The following is a 23,022-nucleotide window of genomic DNA, read 5'->3' on the forward strand; positions in this document are numbered from 1 at the left end:
CCGCCGCCCCTGCCGTCCTGCCGACCGCGCCGTCGCCGCCGCCGGGCGAGTGGGAACGTAACAGCGATGCAAGCGCTGCGAAAGACCTTGCAGAAAAAAAGTGCAAGAGGCTGCGGAAGTTATCCCGCCGTGACCCCGCGTCGACCGCCACGAGACCCTTCTCTTACGTGGCTGAGCGGGCAACGGCCCGGTTGTGCAAGACTCTGCAAGCTCTTGCTATCCGGCTCCGTCACGGGGATCATCCCTTGCGGGACCGGGGCGCCGACCACGACGCCGACCACGACAGAGGGACCGCGATGACGATACGGCCGGTACAGTCCGGTGCCGTGACCACACGGCTTGCGGACATCGCTGCGCAGGCGGGGGTGAGCGAAGCGACCGTCAGCCGCGTCCTCAACGGCAAGCCTGGCGTAGCCGCCACCACCCGCCAGTCCGTCCTCGCCGCGCTGGACGTGCTCGGCTACGAGCGTCCGGTACGGCTGCGGCAGCGCAGCGAGGGCCTGGTCGGCCTGATCACCCCGGAGCTGGAGAACCCGATATTCCCCGCCCTCGCGCAGGTCATCGGCCAGGCGCTGACCCGGCAGGGCTACACGCCGGTGCTGGCCACCCAGACCCCGGGCGGGTCGACGGAGGACGAGCTGACGGAGATGCTCGTCGACCGGGGGGTCGCCGGGATCATCTACGTCTCCGGGTTGCACGCGGACACCACCGCCGACATGGAGCGCTACGAGCGGCTGCGGGCGCAGGGCGTGCCGTACGTGCTGGTCGACGGTTTCTCGCCGAAGGTGCAGGCGCCGTTCATCTCTCCCGACGACCGGGCCGCGATGACGCTGGCGGTGACCCACCTCGCCTCGCTCGGCCACACCCGGATCGGGCTGGCGCTCGGCCCGAAACGGTTCGTCCCGGTCCAGCGCAAGATCGAGGGCTTCGTGCGCGCCATGCGGGACCAGCTGGGTCTGGAGGCGTCGGCCGTCGAGTCGGAGCTCGTGCAGCACTCCCTCTACACCCTGGAGGGGGGTCAGGCCGCCGCCGCCGCGCTGATCGGGCGGAACTGCACGGCGGTGGTCTGCGCCAGCGACATGATGGCCCTGGGCGCGATACGGGCCGCCCGGCAGCTCGGTCTGGAGGTACCCCGGGACGTCTCGGTGGTGGGCTTCGACGACTCCCCGCTGATCGCGTTCACCGACCCGCCGCTGACCACCATCCGCAAGCCGGTCCCGGCGATGGGCCAGGCGGCGGTACGCACGCTGCTGGAGGAGATCGGCGGGACGCCCGCACCCCACAGTGAGTTCGTGTTCATGCCGGAACTGGTGGTGCGCGGTTCGACCGCTTCGGCCCCTGGGGACCGGAATCGTACCTAGGGAGTAGAACGTGCGGCCCGAACCCGACCAAGGGATGATCGGGGCTTGAGGGCTTTTCTGGCAGACTCTGTGGCTATGGGTGACTCGACCGTGACAGAGCCGGAAGGTCGCGAGCAAACGGCCGTTCCGCACCCTGTCACGGACGAAGGGCCCGGGCCCTTGGGTGTTCTGCGCCGACTGCGCGCTCCGCGCCGCCCCCGGCTGTGGTTCGAGATCCTGCTGATCGGGGTCAGTTACTGGACGTACTCGCTCATCCGCAACGCGGTCCCCGAGCAGCGCGGCAAGGCGATGCGCAACGCCGACTGGGTCTGGCGGGCCGAGCACCACCTCGGGGTCGCCGTGGAGGAGTCGGTCAACCACGCCGTCAACGCGGTGACATGGCTGATCGTGGGGATGAACTACTACTACGCGACACTGCACTTCGTGGTGACGCTGGGCGTACTGGTGTGGCTGTACCGCAGCCATCCGGGCCGGTACGCGGCGACCCGGATGGTGCTGTTCGCGACGACCGGCGTGGCCCTGCTCGGCTACTACCTGTTCCCGCTGGCCCCGCCCCGGCTGATGCGCGACGGCCACTTCGTGGACACGGTGACGGTCCACCAGACCTGGGGGTCGATGGCCTCCGGCGATCTGAAGCACATGTCGAACCAGTACGCGGCGATGCCGTCGATGCACATCGGCTGGTCCCTGTGGTGCGGACTGACGATCTTCGCGCTGGCGAGCGTGCCGTGGGTGCGGGTGGTGGGGCTGCTGTACCCGGCGACCACGCTCGTGGTGATCGTGGCCACCGCCAACCACTTCTGGCTCGACGCGGTCGGCGGCGTCCTGTGCCTGACCTTCGGTTTCACGGTGGCCCGCCTGTGGTACGGCGCCCTGCCGTACACCCTGCCCCGCCGGGTCCCGGCGAGGAAGGCGACGCTGCAGCCGAGCGAGGCGTAGGCGCTGCGCGGCGGGGGCGGGCCCTGGTGGCTTTCAGTCCCGGTGGCTTTCAGTCCTGGTAGAACAGCTCCTCCACCACTCCCCGCGCCCTGCGGGTCGTACGGCGGTACGCGTCGAGCATGTCACCGGCGTGGCCCGGGCCGTAGCCGAGGTAGCGGCCGACGGCGGCGAGCTCGCGGGCGTCGGAGGGGAAGGTGTCGCCGGCCCGGCCGCGGACCAGCATGACGGCGTTGCGGACGCGGGTCGCCAGCACCCAGGCCTCGTCGAGGGTCTCGGCGTCCTCGGCGGGGATCAGACCGACGTCGCGGGCGGCGGCGAGGGCCTCGCGGGTACGGGTGGTGCGCAGTCCGGGCTCGCGCCGGCCGTGCCGCATCTGGAGCAGCTGCACGGTCCACTCGACGTCGGACAGGCCGCCGGGCCCGAGCTTGGTGTGCAGCTTGGGGTCGGCGCCGCGCGGGAGGCGCTCGGACTCCATGCGGGCCTTCAGCCGGCGGATCTCGCGCACCGCCTCGTCGCCGAGGCCGCCGTCCGGGTAGCGCAGCGGGTCGATCAGCTCCATGAAGCGGCCGGCCAGGTCCTCGTCCCCGGCGACCGGCTCGGCCCGCAGCAGGGCGTGCGACTCCCAGGTCAGGGACCAGCGGCGGTAGTACGCCTCGTACGACTTCAGGGTGCGCACCAGCGGTCCTGACTTGCCCTCCGGGCGCAGGTCGGCGTCGATGAGCAGGGGCGGGTCGGCGCTGGGCAGCTGGAGCAGGCGGCGCATCTCGGCGACGACCTTGTTCGCGGCGTCGGCGGCCTCCCGTTCTTCCACGCCGTCCTGCGGCTCGTGCACGAAGAGCACGTCGGCGTCGGAGCCGTAGCCCAGTTCGTGGCCGCCGAAACGGCCCATGCCGATGATCGTGAAGCGGGTGGGCAGGGTGTCGCCCCAGCTCTCCCGGACCACCGCGCGCAGGGTGCCGGCGAGGGTGGCCGCCGTGAGGTCGGAGACGGCGCCGCCGACCCGGTCCACCAGGGCGCCCTGGTCGGCCTCGGCCGGGTTCGCCTCGGTCCCGTAGGAGTCGACGATGTCCGCGGCGGCCGTACGGAACAGCTCGCGGCGGCGCACGCCACGGGCCGCGGTGACACCCTGGGCGGCGTTCTCGGCGCGGCCCACGGCGGCGAGGATCTCCTGCTCCAGGTGGGCACGCCCGCGCGGCTCCAGACCGCCTCCGTCGCCGTCGCCGAGCAGGGAGACGGCCTCGGGGGCGCGCATCAGCAGGTCGGGGGCGAGGCGCCCGGCCGACAGCACGCGGGCGACGTTCTCCGCCGCCGCGCCCTCGTCCCGCAGCAGCCGCAGGTACCAGGGGGTCTTGCCGAGCGCGTCGGAGACCTTGCGGAAGTTGAGCAGGCCCGCGTCGGGGTCGGCGGAGTCGGCGAACCAGCCGAGCAGCACGGGCAGCAGGGTGCGCTGGATGGCGGCCTTGCGGCTGACGCCGGAGGCGAGGGCCTCCAGGTGGCGCAGGGCGGCGGCCGGGTCGGCGTAGCCGAGGGCGACCATGCGTTCCCGGGCCGCCTCCGGGCTGAGCCGGGCCTCGCCGGGGGCGAGCTGGGCGACGGCGTCGAGCAGCGGCCGGTAGAAGATCTTCTCGTGCAGTCGGCGCACGACGGCGGCGTGCCGCTTCCACTCCCGGGTCAGCTCGGCCACCGGGTCGGCGCGCAGCCCGAGGGAGCGGCCGAGGCGCCGCACGTCGGCCTCGTCCTCGGGCACGAGGTGCGTGCGGCGCAGCCGGTACAGCTGGATCCGGTGCTCCATGGAGCGCAGGAAGCGGTAGGCCTCGTCGAGCTGCACGGCGTCCGCCCGGCCGACGTAGCCGCCGGCGGCGAGCGCCTGGAGGGCGTCGAGGGTGGTGCCGCTGCGCAGCGAGGCGTCGGTACGGCCGTGCACGAGTTGCAGCAGCTGCACGGCGAACTCGACGTCCCTGAGTCCGCCCGGGCCCAGCTTCAGTTCGCGCTCGACCTCGGCGGCGGGGATGTTCTCCACCACGCGGCGGCGCATCTTCTGCACGTCGGCGACGAAGTTATCGCGCTCGGCGGCCTTCCAGACCAGCGGCCCGACGGCGGCGACGTACTCCTCCCCCAGCCGCAGGTCCCCGGCCACGGGGCGGGCCTTGAGCAGGGCCTGGAACTCCCAGGTCTTGGCCCAGCGCTGGTAGTAGGCGAGGTGGCTGCTCAGCGTCCGCACCAGCGGGCCGTTGCGGCCCTCGGGGCGGAGGTTGGCGTCGACGGGCCAGATGGACCCCTCGACGGTCGTCTCGGAGCAGATCCGCATCATGTGCGAGGCAAGCCGGGTGGCGGACTTGAGCGCTTTCCCCTCGTCGCCACCGTCGGCAGCCTCCCCCACGAAGATCACATCGACATCGGAGACATAGTTCAGCTCGTGCCCGCCGCACTTGCCCATCGCGATCACCGCGAGCCGGCACGCGGCGGCGTCGTCGGGCGCGGCGGCCTCCGCCAGACCGAGGGCGGCACGCAGGGTGGCGGTGGCGAGGTCGGCGAGTTCGGCGGCGGTCTCCGCGATGTCCGTGGTGCCGCACACGTCGCGGGCGGCGATGGACAGCAGGCAGCGGCGGTAGGCGACGCGCAGCGAGACGAGATCGGTGGCCTCCGCCAGCCCCCGTTCGAACTCCTCCACCCCGGGGTGCAGGTCCCGGGGCTCATAGGTGACCAGCGCCTCCCAGTCCCGCGGGTGGCGGGCCAGGTGGTCGGCCAGGGCGGCGGACGCCCCGAGCACACCCAGCAGGCGGTCACGCAGCGGCTTGGCGGCTATCACCGTGTCCAGCAGCTCCCGGCGGGCGGTGCCCGGCTGTGCCTCCAGCAGCCGTACGAGTCCCAGCAGCGCGAGGTCGGGGTCGGCGGTCGCGCCCAGCGCCTCCAGCAGCACCGGGTCGTCCCGCACGAGCGCCAGCTCGCCGCTGTCCAGCAACCGCTCGGCGGCCGACGGATCGGTGAAACCGTGCCGCAGCAGCCGAGTGAAGGTACTGCTCCTGCGTCCCGGCCCCGTCATCCCCGGCCTCCCTCGGATCGCGCACGGATCGCGCTAGTACTGGCCAGAGCCTATCCGGAGACCCCGGCGGGGGCTCAGGGCCGGTGGGCCGAGTTCCGCTTACCGGTCTCCCACGGGTACCCGGGAGCGTATGGGCCGGTACGCCGGGCGGAGCCGCGGCAGCGGTCGGGGCGCGGCAGCAGTTCACTCGATCTTCACTCGCCGTGTCGGACACCGTGACGCGGGGTAGTGTTGGCGTGCGCATGCTCTGACCGCACCGCCAGCCCCGCTCCCCCCTCCGGAGGTTGATGTGTCCGGCAGTACTGCCAAGTCCGCGTATCGCCGCGCCCGTACCGCCGTGGCGTCGGCAACCGCCTTCACCGCTGCCGCGATCGGGCTGTGGACCGGGCTCGGCGGCGGCTCCGCGCACGCCGCGAGCGCCGTACCGACTCCCGACCACGTGATCGTCGTGGTCATGGAGAACCACGCCTACAACCAGGTCATCGGCTCCTCCAGCGCCCCGTACATCAACTCGCTCAAGACGGGCGGCGCGAACCTCACCCAGTCCTACGCCATCACCCACCCGAGCCAGCCGAACTACTTCGCCCTCTTCTCCGGCTCCACCCAGGGCATCACCGACGACAGCTGCTACACCCCCGGCTTCTCCTCGGCCGCCAACCTGGCCTCCGAGCAGCTCGCCGCGGGCCGCACCTGGGGCAGCTACAACGAGACCCTGCCCAGCCAGGGCTCGACCACGTGCAGCAGCGGCAACTACGCCCGCAAGCACAACCCCTGGTTCGGCTTCAGCAACGTACCCACCTCAACGGCCAAGACCTTCGCGCAGTTCCCGACCGACTACTCCACCCTCCCCCAGCTGTCCTTCGTGGTCCCGAACCTGTGCAGCGACATGCACGACTGCTCGGTCTCCACCGGCGACACCTGGCTGAAGAACAACCTGGGCGCCTACGCCACCTGGGCCAAGACCCACAACAGCCTCCTCGTCGTCACCTTCGACGAGGACAACCGGCTCAGCGGCAACCGCATCCCGACCGTCCTGTACGGCCAGCCGGTGACGGCCGGATCGTCGTCCGCCACCACCTACAACCACTACGACCTGCTGCGCACCCTGGAGGACACCCAGGGCCTGACCTCGCACGCTGGCAACGCCGCCGCCGCCCAGGACATCACCGGAATCTGGGCGTCCTGAGGTGTACGTAGCGGACAGCCGCGCGAGCAACCCCGGCGCGCCGGCGTCCGCGAGCGGTGCCGTCCGGCCTCCCGCCGGGCGGCGCCGTGCCGCGGTCGCCCCCACGGTGCTCGCGCTGGGCACGGTCAGCCTGGTCACCGACGTGTCGTCCGAGATGGTCACGGCGGTGCTGCCGCTGTACCTGGTGACGGGCCTCGGCCTCTCCCCGCTCGGCTTCGGTCTCCTCGACGGCATCTACAACGGCTTCTCGGCGCTCGTCCGGCTGGCCGGGGGCCACCTCGCCGACCGGGGCGGGGGCCGCCACAAGTGGGTGGCAGGGCTCGGCTACGGCATCTCGGCGCTGTGCAAGCCACTGCTGCTGCTCGCCCACTCCCTCACCCCCATCGGCCTGGTCCTCGCCGCCGACCGCACCGGCAAGGGCCTGCGCACCGCCCCGCGCGACGCGCTGATCTCCCTCTCGTCCACCCCGGAGACCCGCGGCCGGGCCTTCGGCGTGCACCGCGCGATGGACACGGCGGGCGCGCTGCTCGGCCCGCTGGTCGCCTTCCTGATCCTGCGGGCGACGGTGGACGGCTACGACGCGGTGTTCACGGTGAGCTCCTGCGTGGCGGTGCTGGGCGTCCTGGTGCTGGTGCTGTTCGTACCGGGCGGCAGGAGCCGGCCGGCCCCGGCCGGGCAGCGCCCGACCCTACGGGCGGCCCTCGCCCTGCTCCGCCACCGCGACCTGCGCCGCCTCACGGTGTGTGCCCTGCTGCTGGGCCTGGCCACGGTCAGCGACTCCTTCGTCTACCTGCTGCTCCAGCGCAGGCTCGGCGTCCCCGACCACTGGTTCGCGCTGCTCCCGCTGGGCACGGCAGCGGCGTTCCTGCTGCTGGCGGTGCCACTGGGCGGGCTCGCGGACCGGGTGGGCCGCTGGCGGATCTTCCTGGCGGGCCACGGCGCGTTGCTCCTCGCTTACGGGCTGCTGCTCGGCTCCTGGCACGGCACCGCTCTGCCGTACGTCGTCCTGGCCCTGCACGGCACGTTCTACGCGGCCACCGACGGCGTCCTCATGGCGGCGGCCTCGGACAGCGTGCCGGAGGCCCTGCGCTCCTCGGGCCTGGCCCTGGTCCAGACGGGCCAGGCGCTGACCCGCTTCGCCTGCTCCCTGGGGTTCGGCGCGGCGTGGACGCTGTGGGGCGACCGCACGGCGCTGGCGGCGGCGACGGCGGCGCTCGGGGTCTGCGCGGCGTTCTCCTTCACCCTCCGCCCGAAAGGCACGACAACGGCATGACGGTACGGAACCGCGTCCTGGTGCTGCTCCTGGCCCTCGCCGCACTGGCGGGGGTCGCCGCGGCCTCCATCCTCCACGCCTCGGCCCGGGCGGACCGCCGCGACCAGACACAGGCGGGCGGCCCGAAGGTCACGTCCGGGACGGTGACCCTCACGCGCCCTGGCCGCATGGTCTTCCGCAACATGGCCTGGGGCCCGCACCGCGACGAGCTGACCACGGTCCCCGCGTCCGACCCGTCCGGCCCCCGCACCGCCTCGGGCGTCAAGTGCCTGCGCTTCTACGCCGCTTCCGGCACCGGCGTATGCCTCCAGGCGGTGCACGGCCCGGTCTCGGACACGTACCGGGCGGTGATCCTGGACGCCCACCTGAAGGTGACGGCCCATTACGACGTCCCCGGCATCCCGTCCCGGGCCAGGGTCTCGCCGTCCGGCCACTTCGCCGCCTGGACGGCCTTCGTCGGCGGCGACTCCTACGCGGGCACGAACTTCTCGACCCGCGCGGCGATCGTGGACACCCGCACGGGGAAGCTGATCCCGACGCTGGAGTCCTTCCACCTCGTCAAGGACGGCCACGCCTACCGGGCGGCAGACGTGAACTTCTGGGGAGTGACGTTCGCGGCGGACGACCGCACGTTCTACGCGACGCTGGCCACGAAGGGAAAGACATACCTGGTCCGGGGCGACCTTCGGACGCGCACGCTCACCACCCTCCACCCCAACGTGGAATGCCCGTCCCTCTCCCCCGACGGCACCCGCATCGCCTACAAGAAGCGGGTGAAGGGCCTCTCCAAGGACGCCCCTTGGCGCCTGTACGTCCTGAACCTCCGCACCATGCACGAAACCCCGCTCGCCGAAACCCGCAGCGTGGACGACCAGGCGGTGTGGCGGGACACCCACACGATCGTCTACGCGCTGCCGGGCGACTACGGGGCGGACCTGTACGAGACGCCCGCGGACGGCACGGGCGAGCCGCGCCGCATCAGCACGTCGGCGGTGTCCCCGGCCTACGTGGGGTGAGGCCGGGCTGGTGTCACCCGATGGCGTGCCGCGACGTTGATTCACGCCACCACGCGTCTCCCGAATGCCTAGCGTGAGCTACGTCGCGATAGGGCGCGTATGACGGAGGGGCGCTAATGCCAGTGGACGGCGAAGCAGACGAGCCGGGGTGGGAGGTAGACCCGGACGACGACTGGGGTCTGGCCGTAGTCGCCACGGTGGGACGGCAGTTGAAGCTGCGGCGGGAGGCCGTGGGGATGCGGGCGGCCGACTTCGGGACGGCGGTCGGGTACGGGGAGGACCTCGTCTACAAGATCGAGGGCGACAAGCGGATCCCCCGGCCCGAGTGCAGAGAGCCCTCCCGGGCCACCCAACAACTTACGGAGACACATGATCCGCGATCTGACCTGGTTCAAAAGCAGCTACAGCAGCAGCGGTGACGGCAACGACTGCGTCGAGATCGCCATAGCCTCCGGCACGGTCCACGTCCGCGACTCCAAACGTCCCCGGGGCCCCCGACTCACCGTGACGCCGGCCGCCTGGGCCGACTTTCTGCCCCTCACGGAAGACCGTCCTACGCTGGTGTAGGGGCTACCGCGGCACGGCCGACCTCGCGGGGTGATCAAGATGCTCGACTTGTCCGCCAGGTTGAAGGACCTCCCGGCGGCACGTGGCCCGCCCCCTGGCCGGGCCACGAGTACGTCAAGGGCTGGCGCGTGTTCGCGCTGCCCTTCGACTCCGGTCACGTGCTCGCGCCCTGACCGGCGCCTACAGCACCGGCAGGTTCTTCCGGAGCTCGAACGCCGTCACCTCGGAGCGGTACTCCTCCCACTCCTGGCGCTTGTTGCGGAGGAAGAAGTCGAAGACGTGTTCGCCGAGGGTCTCGGCGACCAGGTCGCTGTTCTCCATGAGGGTGAGGGCCTCGCCGAGGTTCTGCGGGAGGGGTTCGATGCCCATGGCGCGGCGCTCGGCGTTGGAGAGGGCCCAGACGTCGTCCTCGGCGCCGGGCGGGAGTTCGTAGCCCTCCTCGATGCCCTTGAGGCCGGCCGCCAGCAGGAGCGCGTACGCCAGGTACGGGTTCGCGCCGGAGTCCAGGGAGCGGACCTCCACGCGCGCGGAGCCGGTCTTGCCGGGCTTGTACATCGGGACGCGGACCAGGGCGGAGCGGTTGTTGTGGCCCCAGCAGATGTAGGAGGGGGCCTCGCCGCCGGCGCCCGCGGTGCGCTCGGAGCCGCCCCAGATGCGCTTGTAGGAGTTGACCCACTGGTTGGTGACCGCGGAGATCTCCGCCGCGTGCTTGAGCAGGCCCGCGATGAAGGAGCGGCCGACCTTGGAGAGCTGGTACTCCGCGCCGGACTCGTAGAAGGCGTTGCGGTCGCCCTCGAAGAGGGAGAGGTGCGTGTGCATGCCCGAGCCCGGGTGCTCCGAGAACGGCTTCGGCATGAAGGTCGCCTGGACGCCCTGCTCCAGCGCCACCTGCTTCATGACCAGGCGGAACGTCATGATGTTGTCCGCGGTGGAGAGCGCGTCGGCGTAGCGGAGGTCGATCTCCTGCTGGCCCGGGGCGCCCTCGTGGTGGGAGAACTCCACCGAGATGCCCATCGACTCCAGCATGGTGATCGCCTGGCGGCGGAAGTCCATGCCGATGTTCTGCGGGGTGTGGTCGAAGTAGCCCGAGTTGTCGGCGGGCGTCGGGCGGGAGCCGTCGAGCGGGCGGTCCTTCAGCAGGAAGAACTCGATCTCCGGGTGGGTGTAGAAGGTGAAGCCCAGGTCGGAGGTGCGGGCGAGGGCGCGCTTGAGAACGTAGCGCGGGTCCGCGAAGGAGGGGGAGCCGTCCGGCATGAGGATGTCGCAGAACATGCGGGCGGTGCCGGGGGCCTCGGCACGCCAGGGCAGGACCTGGAAGGTGGAGGGGTCCGGCTTGGCGATCATGTCGGACTCGTAGACGCGGGCGAAGCCCTCGATGGCGGAGCCGTCGAAGCCGATGCCCTCGTCGAAGGCCTGTTCCAGCTCGGCGGGGGCCACGGCGACGGACTTGAGGAAGCCCAGCACGTCCGTGAACCACAGGCGTACGAACCGGATGTCGCGCTCCTCCAAGGTCCGGAGTACGAACTCCTGCTGCTTGTCCATCTTCCGCTTCCCCATCCTTGCTGGTCAGGCCGCCTGTCCCCGGTCCCACGGGAGGCGGTCGGGCACCTGAGCATCACACCACAACACCATTTCACGCGTGTTGCCGACCTTGATCGTCCGACCGTCCACGGCCTGAACGCCTCGCGTACGGCAGATGTACTGCTCCTCGCCCATCTTGCCTGCTCGCACCGGCATCCGTAATGGGCCGTCCGCGTCCGTTCCGCTTGCGTACCGCTTCCACGTTCGCTGCCGCCGTGAGCGACGCCACGTCTCTTTAATTTGCATCTCAGATGCAAGTTTTATTAGCGTTTTGATCAGCGCCGGAGCCGTGCCGGCCCCGTCGAACCACGAGGAGTTCGCCATGCTCTCCGAGCAGTCCGCAGCCACCGTCCGCGCCACGCTCCCCGTCGTCGGCGCCGCCATCGGCGAGATCACCGAGCGCTTCTACGCCGGCCTCTTCGCCGCCCACCCCGAGCTGCTGCGGGACCTGTTCAACCGCGGCAACCAGGCCGCCGGCACCCAGCGCCAGGCCCTCGCCGGGTCCATCGCCGCCTTCGCCACGCACCTCGTGGACCACCCGGACCAGCGGCCGGACGCGATGCTGGGCCGCATCGCCCACAAGCACGCCTCCCTCGGCGTCGCGCCCGAGCAGTACGCGGTCGTCCACGAGCACCTCTTCGCCGCCATCGTCGAGGTGCTCGGCGAGGCCGTCACGCCGGAGGTCGCCGCCGCCTGGGACGAGGTGTACTGGCTGATGGCGAACGCCCTCATCGCCATCGAGAAGCGGCTGTACGAGGAGAGCGGCAGCCGCGGCTGGCGGGAGTGGGAGGTCGTCGAGCGCGTCGCCGAGACCGCCGACGTCGTCACCTTCCGGCTGCGCCCGGTGGACGGCGGACCGGTGCGGGACTTCCGCGCGGGACAGTACGTCTCGGTCCGCGCGGAGCTGTCCGACGGGGCCCGGCAGATCCGGCAGTACAGCCTCTCCGGTGCGCCGGGGACGACCGTGCGGCAGATCAGCGTGAAGGCGGTGCGCGGCGGCGCCACCCCCGACGGCGAGGTCTCGGGCCACCTCCACGCGCGCGTGCACGAGGGTGACGTCCTCGAGCTCTCCGAGCCGTACGGCGACCTCGTCCTGGACGACGCCACGGACACGCCCCTGCTGCTCGCCTCCGCCGGCATCGGTGTGACCCCGATGGTCGCGATGCTGGCGCGGCTGGCGGAGACCGGCCACCGCGCCCCGGTCACCGTCGTGCACGGCGACCGCTCCCCCGCCGACCACGCCCTGCGCGCCGACCACGAGGCGTTCGTGGCGAAGCTCCCGGACGCGGCGGCCCACTTCTGGTACGAGGAGCAGGCCCCCGCGAACGGGCGGACCGGGCTGGTGGACCTGAGCGACATCGCCGTACCGGAGGGCACGCGCGCGTACCTCTGCGGCCCGCTCCCCTTCATGCGCGCGATCCGCACCCAGCTGATCGAGAAGGGCGTGACCCCCGCCGACATCCACTACGAGGTCTTCGGCCCCGACCTGTGGCTGGCCCAGCAGGGCTGAGTGGCACCCCTAGGGCCTGGTGATCTCCAGCAGGAGCGGCCCGGTCGGGGCGGTGACCATGTCCGACACCGTGAGCGGGTCCAGGGTGGCGAAGAACGCCTCCTGGGCCCGCCGCAGTGCGCCGCGCAGACGGCACGCGGAGTTCAGGGGGCAGGGCGCGGTGCCACCCGAACCCTCGCAGTCGACCACGTCACCCTCACCCTCGAAGGCGCGGACCACGGCGCCGACGGAGGCCCCGCGCCCCTTCTCGGTGAGCGCGAGCCCGCCGCCCCGGCCGCGCCGGGCGTCGACCAGGCCCATGTGCTGGAGCTCGGCGACGACTTTCGCCGCGTGGGTGTAGGGCACGTCCATGTCCCCCGCGACCTCCCGGGTCGTGGGGGTGGCCTCGCTCGCGACGGCAAGTCGCATGAGCATCCGCAGGGCGAGGTCGGTGGAGCGCAGCAGCCGCATACCGGCCAGCCTAGATAATGCGCATCCTGGGTTCAAATTATCGTTTCCCTACCGTTTCCGCCGACCTCCCTACGGCGGGACGGCCTCCCCCGACTACGATCAGCGAGCCCCACCCCGCCCCTTATCCTTTCCCCAGAAGGACATCGTCATGGGTTCCGCGAAGAACACCGGCAACGCCGCGCGCAAGGCGCGAATAGAAGAGATGCGGCGCGCAGAGCAGGCCCGCGAGCGGCGCAACCGGGTGCTCACGATCGCCGCGAGCGTGGTGGTGGTCGCCGGTCTCGTGGTCGGCGGTGTCGTGCTGGTGCGCTCGCAGTCGGACGACGGCAAGGACTCGGCGAGCGGTACCAAGAGCTCCGGGGACTCGGGCCACTTCACGACCGGCAAGGACGGCGTGCGGACCTGGTCGGGGAAGCTGTCCCGGACGCATGTCACGACGAGCGTGAAGTACCCGATGCACCCGCCCGTGGGCGGCAACCACAACCCGGTCTGGCTGAACTGCAACGGCAACGTCTACACCTCGCCGGTGAAGGACGAGAACGCCGTGCACGCGCTGGAGCACGGCGCGGTCTGGGTGACGTACACCGCGAAGGCGAAGAAGGCGGACGTGGACGCGCTCACCGCCAAGGTGAAGCAGACGCCGTACACGCTGATGAGCCCGTACGAGAACCAGGCGGCGCCGCTGATGCTGTCGGCCTGGGGGCACCAGTTGAGCGCGAAGAGCGCCGACGACCCGGCGGTGAACAAGTTCTTCGCCACCTACGTCCAGGGTGAGCAGACGCCCGAGCCGGGTGCCTCGTGCACCGGCGGGACGATGAAGTGATGCGGCTCGTCGGCTGGGTCGCGGGCGCCGCGGCGGCGGTGCTCGTCGCGGCCGGGGCGATCACGTACGCGGTGGCCGAGGACGGGGATTCCGCCCCGAGCACTCCGGGCGCGGAGTCGGCGGACGCCGGGTTCGCGCGGGACATGGCGGTCCATCACCAGCAGGCCGTCGAGATGTCGTACATCGTGCGCGACCGCACGAAGAACGAGGAAGTCCGGCGGCTCGCCTACGACATCGCACAGACGCAGGCCAACCAGCGCGGCATGCTGCTGGGCTGGCTCGACCTGTGGAAGCTGCCCAAGGTGTCGGCCGAGCCGCCGATGAGCTGGATGGGCATGGGCGACATGCCCGCCGGCAAGGACGGCGCGCTGATGCCGGGCATGGCCACCAACACCGAGCTGAAGAAGCTCCAGAGCCTCAGCGGCAAGCCGGCCGAGGTCTTCTTCCTCCAGCTGATGACGGACCACCACAAGGGCGGCATCCACATGGCCGAGGGGTGCGTGGCGAAGTGCACCGTCGGCGTGGAGAAGAAGCTCGCGCAGGGCATGGTGGACGCGCAGCAGTCGGAGATCCAGCTGATGGCGGACATGCTCAAGGAGCGCGGAGCGCACGCGCGTTCCTGACACTCCCGCCTCAACACTCCCGCCTCAACACTCCCGCACGGACGAAAGCCCCAAATCCCCCTGCGTGACCGTTCCTTGGGATTCTCTTGACTTTCGCGTTCCCCTGGCATGAACGGTTCATCGAAAGAGTGGCCCCCATCGTGTGATCCATCGGGCCGAACCGCCGCGGGCCCGGCCGGATCGGCGATTACCGACCACACATGCCTACATGCGCCTCACATCGCGAGGAGCATCGCAGGGGGTTACATGAGATCCAACCGCGCCAACCTGCGCACCGTGAGCCTGGCAGCGACACTGCCCATGGTCGCGGGTGCGCTGGCGCTCGGCATACCCGCGGCGCACGCCGCGGACAACCCGGGCCGGGACACACTCGCGGGCACCAAGCCCGCCTGGGCCACGGCCAAGGCGGACAAGGGCTCCACGTCGAACAGCTCCCAGGTCAACGCCCGGGTGTACTTCGCCGGCCGCGACGCGTCCGGCCTCGCGGCGTACGCCAAGGCGGTGTCCGACCCGAGCTCGCCGCAGTACCGCAAGTACCTCAGCGCCAAGCAGGCCCAGGCCCGCTACGGCGCCACCAAGGCCCAGGTGGCCGCCGTCAAGTCCTGGCTGAAGTCGGCCGGGCTGAAGGTCACCGGGACCACGCAGCACTACGTCACCGTCTCCGGTGACGTGGCCGCCGCCGAGAAGGCGTTCGGCACCCAGCTGCACAACTACGCCAAGGGCTCCAAGACCTACCGCGCGCCGTCGAAGACGGCCTCCGCGCCGGAGAGCCTGAACGGCGCCGTCCTGACCGTCACCGGCCTGGACAACGCGCCGCACAAGGCGACCCACGACGACCAGCTGCCCGGGCCGGGCACGGTGTTCAAGAACTCCGGGCCGTTCTCCTCGTACTACGGCTCGAACACCGCCAGCACGCTGCCCGACGCGTACGGCTCGAAGATCCCGTACGCCGTCAAGGGCTACACCGGCAAGCAGCTGCGTGCCGCCTACGGCGCCGGCAGCTACACGGGCAAGGGTGTCCGCGTCGCCATCACGGACGCGTTCGCCTCGCCGACCATCGCCTTCGACGCGCAGACCTACGCGAAGAAGCACGGCGACGCCGCGTGGAAGACCGGTCAGCTCAAGCAGTCGCTGCCCGCGAACTACACGCACACCGGCGCCGACGAGTGCGACGCCTCCGGCTGGTACGGCGAGGAGACCCTCGACGTCGAGGCCGTGCACGCGGTCGCGCCGGACGCGAACGTCACGTACGTGGGCGCCGCGTCCTGCCTGGACGACGACCTGCTCGACTCGCTCAGCAAGGTCGTCGACAACCACCTGGCCGACATCGTCTCCAACTCCTGGGGCGACATCGAGGCCAACCAGACGCCGGACCTGGCCGCGGCCTACGACCAGGTCTTCCAGTTCGGCGCGGTCGAGGGCATCGGCTTCTACTTCTCCTCCGGCGACAACGGCGACGAGGTCGCCCACACCGGCACGAAGCAGGTCGACACCCCGGCCAACTCGGCCTGGGTGACGGCGGTCGGCGGTACCTCGCTGGCGGTCGGCAAGGGCGACAAGTACCAGTGGGAGACCGGCTGGGGCACCGAGAAGGCCTCGCTGTCGGCCGACGGCAAGAGCTGGACGGGCTTCCCCGGCGCCTACACCTCGGGTGCGGGCGGCGGCACCAGCAAGACCGTGGCCGAGCCCGCCTACCAGAAGGGCGTCGTCCCGGACTCGCTCGCCAAGGCCAACAACGCCGCCGGCAACCGCGTCGTCCCGGACATCTCGGCGATCGCCGACCCGAACACCGGCTTCAAGGTCGGCCAGACCCAGACCTTCCCGGACGGGTCGGAGAAGTACAGCGAGTACCGCATCGGCGGCACCTCGCTGGCCGCGCCGGTGATCGCGGCCGTCCAGGCTCTGGCCCAGGAGGCCGGCGGCGGCAAGGCGCTCGGCTTCGCCAACCCGGCGATCTACGCCAAGTACGGGTCGAAGGTGTACCACGACGTCACCGACAACCCGACCGGCAAGGGCCTCGCGGTCGCCCGCGTGGACTTCGCCAACGGCTACGACGCCACCGGCGGCCTGCTGACCTCGGTCCGCAGCCTCGGCAAGGACAGCTCGCTGTCCGCGGTGAAGGGCTACGACGACGTGACCGGCGTGGGCTCGCCCGCGAACGGCTACGTGCAGTCGTACAACAAGAAGCACTGAGGCACCGCCGGTAACGGCACGCCGCAACGGCACCTGAGGGGCGCGGGATGTGATCATCCCGCGCCCCTTCGGCGTGGACGGGGTGTGCCCGGGGTGCCCGCCACCCATCGTGTCGCTCTGACGATTACACTGGGCGGGTGCCTCCGTTGAACTTCTGGTCGATCTATCAGCACGGCTTCGCACGCGTCGCCGCGTGTACGGGTCACACCGTCATCGCGGACCCGCACGCCAACGCCGAAACGGTCCTGCGCCACGCGCGCCGGTGCGCCGCGGACGGGGTGGCCGTCGCCGTCTTCCCGGAGATGGTGCTGTGCGGCTACTCCATCGAGGACCTGCTGCTCCAGGACGCGCTGCTCGACCGGGTCGAGGAAGCGGTCCAGGAGGTGGTGGCCGGCTCGGCCGAGCTGCTGCCGGTCCTGGTCGTCGGCGCCCCGCTGCGCCACCGCAACCGGGTCTACAACTGCGCGGTGATCGTGCACCGCGGCCGTGTCCTCGGTGTCGTGCCCAAGTCGTACCCGCCGAACTACCGGGAGTTCTACGAGCGCCGGCAGATCGGCGACGGCGCGGACGAGCGCGGGGGTTCGATCCGGGTCGGCGGTGAGTCCGTCCCGTTCGGCGTGGATCTCCTCTTCGAGGCTCAGGACATCCCCGGTCTCGTGCTGCACGCGGAGATCTGCGAGGACATGTGGGTGCCGGTGCCGCCCAGCGCGGAGGCGGCCCTCGCCGGTGCGACCGTCCTCGTCAACCTCTCGGGCAGCCCGATCACGGTCGGGCGGGCCGAGGACCGCAAGCTGCTGTGCCGCTCGGCGTCCTCCCGCTGCCTCGCCGCGTACGTCTACGCGGCGGCCGGCCTCGGCGAGTCGACCACCGACCTGTCCTGGGACGGCCAGGCCATGGTCCACGAGAACGGCGTGCTGCTGGCCGAGACCGAGCGGTTCCCGCTCGGCGACAGTCACGCGGTGGCCGACGTGGACCTCGACCTGCTGCGGCAGGAGCGGCAGCGGATGGGCACGTTCGACGACAACCGCCGTACGCACCGCGCCCGGACCGGCGACTTCCGGACGATCACGTTCGAGCTCGACCCGCCGCTCACCGACCTGGGGCTGCGCCGCCGCCTGGAGCGCTTCCCGTTCGTCCCGGCCGACGCCGACCGCCTCGCCCAGGACTGCTATGAGGCGTACCACATCCAGGTCGCGGGCCTCCAGCAGCGACTGGCCTCGATCGGCGGTCCGAAGGTCGTCATCGGCGTCTCCGGCGGCCTCGACTCCACGCACGCGCTGATCGTCGCCGCCCGCGCGATGGACCGCGCAGGCCGTCCGCGCAGCGACATCCTGGCCTGGACCCTGCCCGGCTTCGCCACCAGCGACCACACCAAGGACAACGCCCACAAACTGATGAACTCCCTCGGCGTCACCGCGGCCGAGCTGGACATCACGCCCACGGCGCGGCTGATGCTGAAGGAGATGGGCCACCCGTTCGCGTCCGGCGAGCCCGTGTACGACGTCACCTTCGAGAACGTCCAGGCGGGCCTGCGCACCGACTACCTCTTCCGGCTCGCCAACCAGCGCGGCGGCATCGTGCTCGGCACCGGCGACCTCTCGGAACTGGCGCTCGGCTGGTCCACGTACGGCGTCGGCGACCAGATGAGCCACTACAACGTCAACGGCGGGGTGCCGAAGACCCTGATCCAGCACCTCGTCCGCTGGGTCATCAGCAGCGCCCAGTTCGACGAGGAGACCGGTAACACGCTCGCCGCGATCCTCGACACCGAGATCAGCCCGGAGCTCGTACCGGGCGAGGAGATGCAGTCGACGGAGTCCAAGATCGGCCCGTACGCGCTGCACGACTTCACGCTCTTCCACGTCCTGCGCTACGGCTTCCGCCCCTCCAAGATCGCCTTTCTGGCCTGGCACGCCTGGCACGACCCGGAGTCCGGCGAGTGGCCGCCCGGCTTCCCGGAGGCCAAGCGGGTCGCCTACGACCTGCCGGAGATCCGCCGCTGGCTGGAGGTCTTCTGCCGCCGCTTCTTCGCCTTCGCCCAGTTCAAGCGCTCGGCCATGCCGAACGGGCCGAAGGTGTCGGCGGGCGGTTCGCTGTCACCGCGCGGCGACTGGCGGGCACCGTCGGACGGCAACGCGCGGGCCTGGCTGGAGGACCTTGCCCGGTTCGACTTTCCGGAGACGTGAGGGTTGCGAGAGCCGGATCACCGGTGGGGTCACCGCTGTGCGGCCCCTAGTTGCTCGCGCACCCACGCGGGGTCGGGATTGACGTGCGGCCGGCCGTCCACGACGACGGTCGGCACGGTCTCGTTGCCCTCGTTGACCGCCCTCACCGCCGCGGCTCCGGCCGGATCACGCCAGATGTTGACCCAGTGCACCTGACGGCCCCGCCGTCCCAGCCGAACGCGCAGACGCAGACAGTACGTACACCCCGGCCGCCAGAAGACGACCGGCCGGCCGTCGGCCGCACTGCGGCGTCGCGCCTCCACGACTCCGATCGATCTGGGGAAGACGAGAGGCGAGTTCAGGCCTGCGATCAGCGCGAACGCCAGAAGGTACACGCCGGCGGCGCCAGGGTCCCCCTTCAGAACCAGCGCGGTCGCGACAGCTGAGCCGCAGAGCACGAACAGCATCGGCAGGATCCAGGCGCGCATCACGAAGACGAAGGCTACCGGGATCGAGAGCCGGTCGACTGCTCCGGCTCTGCTCCTGCCCAGCCGTCCACCAACGCGGCCACCAGGCGCTTCATGGAGGGCCGCGGGTCAGGTGTGCCCGGCACCTCGGTTGCGGCTCCGGGCAGACCACGCGCCTCGCCGCGCTCCGGGCACCCCATGGGTGGGCGCTGGGCCTCGACCTGTCCAGCCCGATGCTGGCCGAGGCCCGAGCCCGCGCCGAACGGGAGGGCATCGCCAACGCCTCCTTCGCTCAAGGCGACGCACAGGTGCACCCCTTCGAGGCGGACGCCTTCGACGCGGCGATCAGCCGCTTCGGGGTGATGTTCTTCGCCGACCCCATAGCGGCCTTCGGCAATGTCGGCCGGGCGCTGCGCCCGGGAGGGCGCCTGGCGTTCGTCTGCCCGGCCGATGCCCTGCTCAACGACTGGGTGACGGCGGTGGCATCACTGCGCGACTTCCTGCCGGTCGGCGACTTCGGGCGGGCGGGGTTTCCCGGCATGTTCTCCCTGGCCTCACCGGACCGCATCCGTGACGTTCTCACCGCTGCCGGCTTCACCGGCATCACCATCGACCAGGCGCAGGCGTACGGGGCCTGGGGATGTGGAGCCGGGGACGCGGCGGAGTTCCTGCTGGGCACGGGCCCAGGTCGCCACTTGATGGAGCAGGCCGACCCGACCGCACGGGCCCACGCCCGCCGCACCCTGACGGACCACCTGCGCGACCACGAGGCGGCGGACGGCACGGTCCGGCTGCGTAGCACGTCATGGCTGGTCACGGCGGACCGCCCGACCTCTCCGACAGCGTCGAGCGGGAGTTGAGGAACGTCACCGCGCCGGCCGGGCCACGGTCGCGGACCTCGGCTACCGGCTGTTCCTGCGTGCCATGACCGACGCCCAGGGAGACCTTCTGTGAGCTACAGCCCGTCGATCTCGGTGACCCGCATTCCGGTCCCGGCGTATTCGCCATCGTGGCCGAACTGGCTCACGGCTGGAAGCGGTCATCTTCGACCCCAGCAAGGGCGTGTTCGGCCCCACCGGCCACAGCGCGTCAGTGATGGGCGGAGCTGTCCCACGGGCGGACGGCACGGAGGGGGTGCAGGGGGCGCAGCCCCCGCCGGGGGCGAAGGGGCGGAGCCCCTGGGGATGGGAGAGGGTAAGGGCGGCGGGGGCGAGAACCCTCGCCCCCGCCGCACGCCGGCCGTCGCCCTCAGCGGTGCAGCGCCTCCGCCTCCTGCGGGACGTGGGAGACGACCACGCGCTCCCGCCCCCCGGCAGGGGCCCGGCGGCGGTCCACCGCGTAGGCCACGCTCGCCACGCCCAGGCCGAGTACGGCCAGCGCCGCGCCGGCCAGCGCCGGGGACGTCGCGCCGAAGCCGGCCGCCAGGGCCAGGCCCCCGATCCAGGCGCCGCCGGCGTTCGCCAGGTTGAAGGCGGCCTGGTTGGCGGAGGAGGCCAGGGAGGGGGCCGCGGAGGCCTTCTCCATGACCATGAGCTGGAGCGGGGAGCCGGTGATGAACGCGGCCATGCCGAGGAGGGCGACCGCGAGGGCCGCGCTCCACTGCGCCTGCATGAGCACGGGGAACAGCAGCAGGACCGTGGCCAGGGAAGCCAGGCCGCCGAACAGGGTGCCGCGCAGGGAGTGGTCGGCCAGGCGGCCGCCGAGCAGGTTGCCGGCGGTGGCACCGACGCCGAACAGGGCGAGCAGCAGCGTCACGTTGGACTCGGCGAAACCGGCGGAGTCCGTCAGCATCGGCGTGACGTAGCTGTACGCCGAGAACAGCGCGCCGAAGCCGGCCACCGTCGTGCCGAGGGCCAGCCAGACCGGCAGCGAGCGCAGGGCGGCCATCTCGCCGCGCAGGCCGCCGGAGGGGGCGTGGGTGTGGTCGTGCGGGATCAGCGCGGCGAGCGCGGCTATCGCGGCCAGGCCGATCGCGCTGACGCCCAGGAACGTCGCCCGCCAGCCCATGTGCTGGCCCATCAGCGTCGCGACGGGCACGCCCGCGACGTTCGCCACGGTCAGGCCGAGGAACATCAGGGACACGGAGCGGGCCTTGCGCTCCGGCGGGACCATGGTCGTCGCGACCACCGCGCCCACGCCGAAGAAGGCGCCGTGCGGCAGACCGCTGAGGAAGCGGGCGGCCAGCAGCGACTCGTTGCCGGGGGCGAACGCGGAGAGCGCGTTGCCCGCGACGAACAGGGCCATCAGGCCGATCAGTACCGTGCGGCGGGACATCCGCGCGGTGACCGCGGCGAGCAGCGGGGCGCCGATGACGACGCCCAGCGCGTATGCCGAGACCAGGTGCCCGGCGGTGGGGATCGAGATGTGCAGGTCTTTCGCGACGTCGGGCAGCAGGCCCATCATCACGAACTCGGTCGTACCGATGCCGAAGGCGCCCACGGCAAGGGCTAGCAGGGCCAGGGGCATGAGGGGGACCTTTCAGAGCGGTTCCGTGCAGTTCCGTACAGTGCGCGACTTCTCAGCCGGGACTTCTCAGCCGTGGCTTTCAGCCGCAGCTTTCAGTCGTGGCTCGACTTGTCAGTCGTATCACTATGTTCAAGTACGGAACAAACGCGCTCAGGCCCAGTATTCCAGCAGGCTAAGACCCGGTTGCCGATGTGGTGACCTTCACACGCGCCGCCACCGGCAGATGGTCGCTGCCCGTGCGCGGGAGGGTCCAGGAGCTCTCCGGCTCGATGCCCTTGACCATGATCTGGTCGATCCGGGCCATCGGGAACGACGCAGGCCAGCTGAAGCCGAAGCCGCTGCCCGCCGCGCCCTGCGTCGAACGCATCTGGGAGGTGACGGCGTTGAGGGCGCGGTCGTTCATCGTGCCGTTCAGGTCGCCGAGCAGCACGATCTGCTTGACCGGCTCGTCGGCGATCGCCTCGCCCAGCGCGTCGGCGCTCGTGTCGCGCTGCCGGGCGGTGAACCCGGCCTTCATCTTCACCCGTACCGACGGCATATGGGCGACGTACACCGCGACCGGGCCCTTGGGGGTCGCCACCGTGGCGCGCATGGCCCGCGTCCAGCCCAGCTTGATGTCCACGGCCCGGGCGCCGCTCAGCGGGTACTTGCTCCACAGCCCGACCGTGCCCTGCACCGAGTGGTACTTGTACGTCGACGCCAGCGTCTTCTCGTACACCGGCACGGCGGACGCCTTCAGTTCCTCCAGGGCCAGCACGTCCGCGCCGGAGGCGGCCACGTCCCGCGCGGTGCCGGAGGGGTCCGGGTTGTCGGCGTTGACGTTGTGCGTGGCCACCACCAGATCGCCGCCGCTGCCCGACTTGTCGGTGAGCAGTCCCCCGAAGAGGTTCAGCCATACGATCGCGGGCAGCAGCACCGCGATCAGTGCCGTCGCCGACTTCCGTACCAGCCCCAGCACCAGCAGCACCGGGACGGCCAGCCCCAGCCAGGGCAGGAAGGTCTCCGTGAGGCTGCCGAGGTTGCCGATCCGGTTGGGGATGTGCGAGTGCAGCAGCATCACCAGGGCGAGCAGCAGCGCGAGTACCGCGAGGACGATGCCCCGGCGCCAGATGCGCGGGTCGCCGCGCCAGCCTTCGAGGAAGCCGGTCGCCAGGCGCCGGAGCCGAGATCGCCGACGCTCGGGCTCCGAGCCGCCGTTGTCCGTCTCCGTCACGTACGCCTGCTGCGCCATACCGTCTGCCTCACTGCCTGCCGTGCACACCGTCGTCCCCTGTGTTCTTCCGACCCTAGGGGATGATCGGCCTCGGTCCCGCCGTCCATGACGGCCGTACGGGCACGAGGACGAACAAGTCGGCGCGG

General features: G+C 71.3%; 17 protein-coding genes and 2 pseudogenes. 13 read left to right on the forward strand and 6 right to left on the reverse strand.

Annotation, left to right across the window (positions count from 1 at the left end; genetic code table 11):
- Positions 1–326 precede the first annotated feature (326 nt).
- Both ACH45E_RS13090 and ACH45E_RS13095 read left to right on the forward strand, forming a co-directional pair.
- Positions 327–1,361, forward strand: coding sequence for a LacI family DNA-binding transcriptional regulator (locus ACH45E_RS13090; RefSeq protein ID WP_361437716.1), 1,035 nt, complete (start codon positions 327–329; stop codon positions 1,359–1,361).
- Between the two features lie 75 nt (positions 1,362–1,436).
- Complete coding sequence (locus ACH45E_RS13095) at positions 1,437–2,300, forward strand: phosphatase PAP2 family protein (RefSeq protein ID WP_361437718.1); 864 nt, start codon at positions 1,437–1,439, stop codon at positions 2,298–2,300.
- A gap of 49 nt (positions 2,301–2,349) precedes the next feature.
- On the opposite strand, the gene ACH45E_RS13100 is transcribed toward ACH45E_RS13095, so the two are convergent.
- Positions 2,350–5,343, reverse strand: a complete 2,994-nt coding sequence (locus tag ACH45E_RS13100; protein WP_361437720.1) for a bifunctional [glutamine synthetase] adenylyltransferase/[glutamine synthetase]-adenylyl-L-tyrosine phosphorylase — start codon at positions 5,341–5,343, stop codon at positions 2,350–2,352.
- 289 nt (positions 5,344–5,632) lie between these two features.
- On the opposite strand from ACH45E_RS13100, the gene ACH45E_RS13105 reads away from it, so the two are divergent.
- The 5 genes and pseudogenes from ACH45E_RS13105 to ACH45E_RS13125 all read left to right on the forward strand — a co-directional run bounded on the left by ACH45E_RS13105 (position 5,633) and on the right by ACH45E_RS13125 (position 9,385).
- Entirely contained in the window at positions 5,633–6,529 is an 897-nt protein-coding gene (locus ACH45E_RS13105) for an alkaline phosphatase family protein (RefSeq protein ID WP_361437722.1), read from the forward strand.
- 1 nt (position 6,530) lies between these two features.
- Positions 6,531–7,802, forward strand: a complete 1,272-nt coding sequence (locus tag ACH45E_RS13110) for an MFS transporter (RefSeq protein WP_361437724.1) — start codon at positions 6,531–6,533, stop codon at positions 7,800–7,802.
- Positions 7,799–8,818 carry a TolB-like translocation protein gene (locus tag ACH45E_RS13115; RefSeq protein ID WP_361437726.1) on the forward strand — a complete coding sequence of 340 codons (1,020 nt, stop codon included), beginning with the start codon at positions 7,799–7,801 and terminating at the stop codon, positions 8,816–8,818. The genes ACH45E_RS13110 and ACH45E_RS13115 overlap by 4 nt, the downstream gene beginning before the upstream one ends.
- A gap of 116 nt (positions 8,819–8,934) precedes the next feature.
- Positions 8,935–9,153 (forward strand): annotated as a pseudogene (locus tag ACH45E_RS13120) (helix-turn-helix domain-containing protein); the annotation flags it as partial.
- A gap of 34 nt (positions 9,154–9,187) precedes the next feature.
- Positions 9,188–9,385 carry a DUF397 domain-containing protein gene (locus ACH45E_RS13125; RefSeq protein ID WP_361437728.1) on the forward strand — a complete coding sequence of 66 codons (198 nt, stop codon included), beginning with the start codon at positions 9,188–9,190 and terminating at the stop codon, positions 9,383–9,385.
- Positions 9,386–9,565: 180 nt separating this feature from the next.
- Here ACH45E_RS13125 and glnA read toward each other — a convergent pair whose 3' ends face one another.
- Entirely contained in the window at positions 9,566–10,927 is a 1,362-nt protein-coding gene (glnA, locus tag ACH45E_RS13130; protein ID WP_361437730.1) for a type I glutamate--ammonia ligase, read from the reverse strand.
- A 361-nt stretch (positions 10,928–11,288) separates the two neighbouring features.
- On the opposite strand from glnA, the gene ACH45E_RS13135 reads away from it, so the two are divergent.
- The gene (locus ACH45E_RS13135) at positions 11,289–12,476 is read left to right on the forward strand and encodes a globin domain-containing protein (protein WP_361437732.1); all 1,188 of its coding nucleotides are present in this window, start codon (positions 11,289–11,291) and stop codon (positions 12,474–12,476) included.
- Positions 12,477–12,485: 9 nt separating this feature from the next.
- Here ACH45E_RS13135 and ACH45E_RS13140 read toward each other — a convergent pair whose 3' ends face one another.
- Positions 12,486–12,926, reverse strand: a complete 441-nt coding sequence (locus ACH45E_RS13140; RefSeq protein WP_361437734.1) for an Rrf2 family transcriptional regulator — start codon at positions 12,924–12,926, stop codon at positions 12,486–12,488.
- Between the two features lie 148 nt (positions 12,927–13,074).
- On the opposite strand from ACH45E_RS13140, the gene ACH45E_RS13145 reads away from it, so the two are divergent.
- From ACH45E_RS13145 to ACH45E_RS13160, 4 genes are all read left to right on the forward strand, one after another.
- Complete coding sequence (locus ACH45E_RS13145; RefSeq protein WP_361437736.1) at positions 13,075–13,749, forward strand: DUF3105 domain-containing protein; 675 nt, start codon at positions 13,075–13,077, stop codon at positions 13,747–13,749.
- On the forward strand, positions 13,749–14,372 hold the full coding sequence (locus tag ACH45E_RS13150) for a DUF305 domain-containing protein (protein ID WP_361437738.1): 624 nt from the start codon (positions 13,749–13,751) through the stop codon (positions 14,370–14,372). The genes ACH45E_RS13145 and ACH45E_RS13150 overlap by 1 nt, the downstream gene beginning before the upstream one ends.
- 246 nt (positions 14,373–14,618) lie before the next feature.
- Positions 14,619–16,565, forward strand: a complete 1,947-nt coding sequence (locus ACH45E_RS13155) for a S53 family peptidase (RefSeq protein WP_361437740.1) — start codon at positions 14,619–14,621, stop codon at positions 16,563–16,565.
- Between the two features lie 137 nt (positions 16,566–16,702).
- The gene (locus ACH45E_RS13160) at positions 16,703–18,751 is read left to right on the forward strand and encodes an NAD(+) synthase (protein WP_361437742.1); all 2,049 of its coding nucleotides are present in this window, start codon (positions 16,703–16,705) and stop codon (positions 18,749–18,751) included.
- 29 nt (positions 18,752–18,780) lie between these two features.
- On the opposite strand, the gene ACH45E_RS13165 is transcribed toward ACH45E_RS13160, so the two are convergent.
- Entirely contained in the window at positions 18,781–19,221 is a 441-nt protein-coding gene (locus ACH45E_RS13165; RefSeq protein ID WP_361437744.1) for a glutaredoxin domain-containing protein, read from the reverse strand.
- Between the two features lie 122 nt (positions 19,222–19,343).
- On the opposite strand from ACH45E_RS13165, the pseudogene ACH45E_RS13170 reads away from it, so the two are divergent.
- A pseudogene (locus ACH45E_RS13170) lies at positions 19,344–20,057 on the forward strand (class I SAM-dependent methyltransferase); the annotation flags it as partial.
- Between the two features lie 388 nt (positions 20,058–20,445).
- Here the strand turns inward: ACH45E_RS13170 and ACH45E_RS13175 are convergent.
- Positions 20,446–21,663: an MFS transporter gene (locus ACH45E_RS13175; protein ID WP_361437746.1), complete on the reverse strand. Its 1,218-nt coding sequence runs from the start codon at positions 21,661–21,663 to the stop codon at positions 20,446–20,448.
- Between the two features lie 172 nt (positions 21,664–21,835).
- Entirely contained in the window at positions 21,836–22,894 is a 1,059-nt protein-coding gene (locus tag ACH45E_RS13180) for an endonuclease/exonuclease/phosphatase family protein (protein ID WP_361437748.1), read from the reverse strand.
- Positions 22,895–23,022: the final 128 nt, after the last annotated feature.

This window comes from Streptomyces sp. NPDC020299 (assembly GCF_044387825.1).
Lineage (GTDB): Bacteria > Actinomycetota > Actinomycetes > Streptomycetales > Streptomycetaceae > Streptomyces.

What these genes read in the sequence shown, in the direction of transcription:
- ACH45E_RS13145 (WP_361437736.1), top strand. Translation starts at nt 13,075, where the DNA reads ATGGGTTCCGCGAAGAACACCGGCAACGCCGCGCGCAAGGCGCGAATA.
- ACH45E_RS13100 (WP_361437720.1), bottom strand. Translation starts at nt 5,343, where the DNA reads ATGACGGGGCCGGGACGCAGGAGCAGTACCTTCACTCGGCTGCTGCGG.
- ACH45E_RS13115 (WP_361437726.1), top strand. Translation starts at nt 7,799, where the DNA reads ATGACGGTACGGAACCGCGTCCTGGTGCTGCTCCTGGCCCTCGCCGCA.
- glnA (WP_361437730.1), bottom strand. Translation starts at nt 10,927, where the DNA reads ATGGACAAGCAGCAGGAGTTCGTACTCCGGACCTTGGAGGAGCGCGAC.
- ACH45E_RS13150 (WP_361437738.1), top strand. Translation starts at nt 13,749, where the DNA reads ATGCGGCTCGTCGGCTGGGTCGCGGGCGCCGCGGCGGCGGTGCTCGTC.
- ACH45E_RS13095 (WP_361437718.1), top strand. Translation starts at nt 1,437, where the DNA reads ATGGGTGACTCGACCGTGACAGAGCCGGAAGGTCGCGAGCAAACGGCC.
- ACH45E_RS13135 (WP_361437732.1), top strand. Translation starts at nt 11,289, where the DNA reads ATGCTCTCCGAGCAGTCCGCAGCCACCGTCCGCGCCACGCTCCCCGTC.
- ACH45E_RS13155 (WP_361437740.1), top strand. Translation starts at nt 14,619, where the DNA reads ATGAGATCCAACCGCGCCAACCTGCGCACCGTGAGCCTGGCAGCGACA.
- ACH45E_RS13125 (WP_361437728.1), top strand. Translation starts at nt 9,188, where the DNA reads ATGATCCGCGATCTGACCTGGTTCAAAAGCAGCTACAGCAGCAGCGGT.
- ACH45E_RS13180 (WP_361437748.1), bottom strand. Translation starts at nt 22,894, where the DNA reads ATGGCGCAGCAGGCGTACGTGACGGAGACGGACAACGGCGGCTCGGAG.
- ACH45E_RS13140 (WP_361437734.1), bottom strand. Translation starts at nt 12,926, where the DNA reads ATGCGGCTGCTGCGCTCCACCGACCTCGCCCTGCGGATGCTCATGCGA.
- ACH45E_RS13175 (WP_361437746.1), bottom strand. Translation starts at nt 21,663, where the DNA reads ATGCCCCTGGCCCTGCTAGCCCTTGCCGTGGGCGCCTTCGGCATCGGT.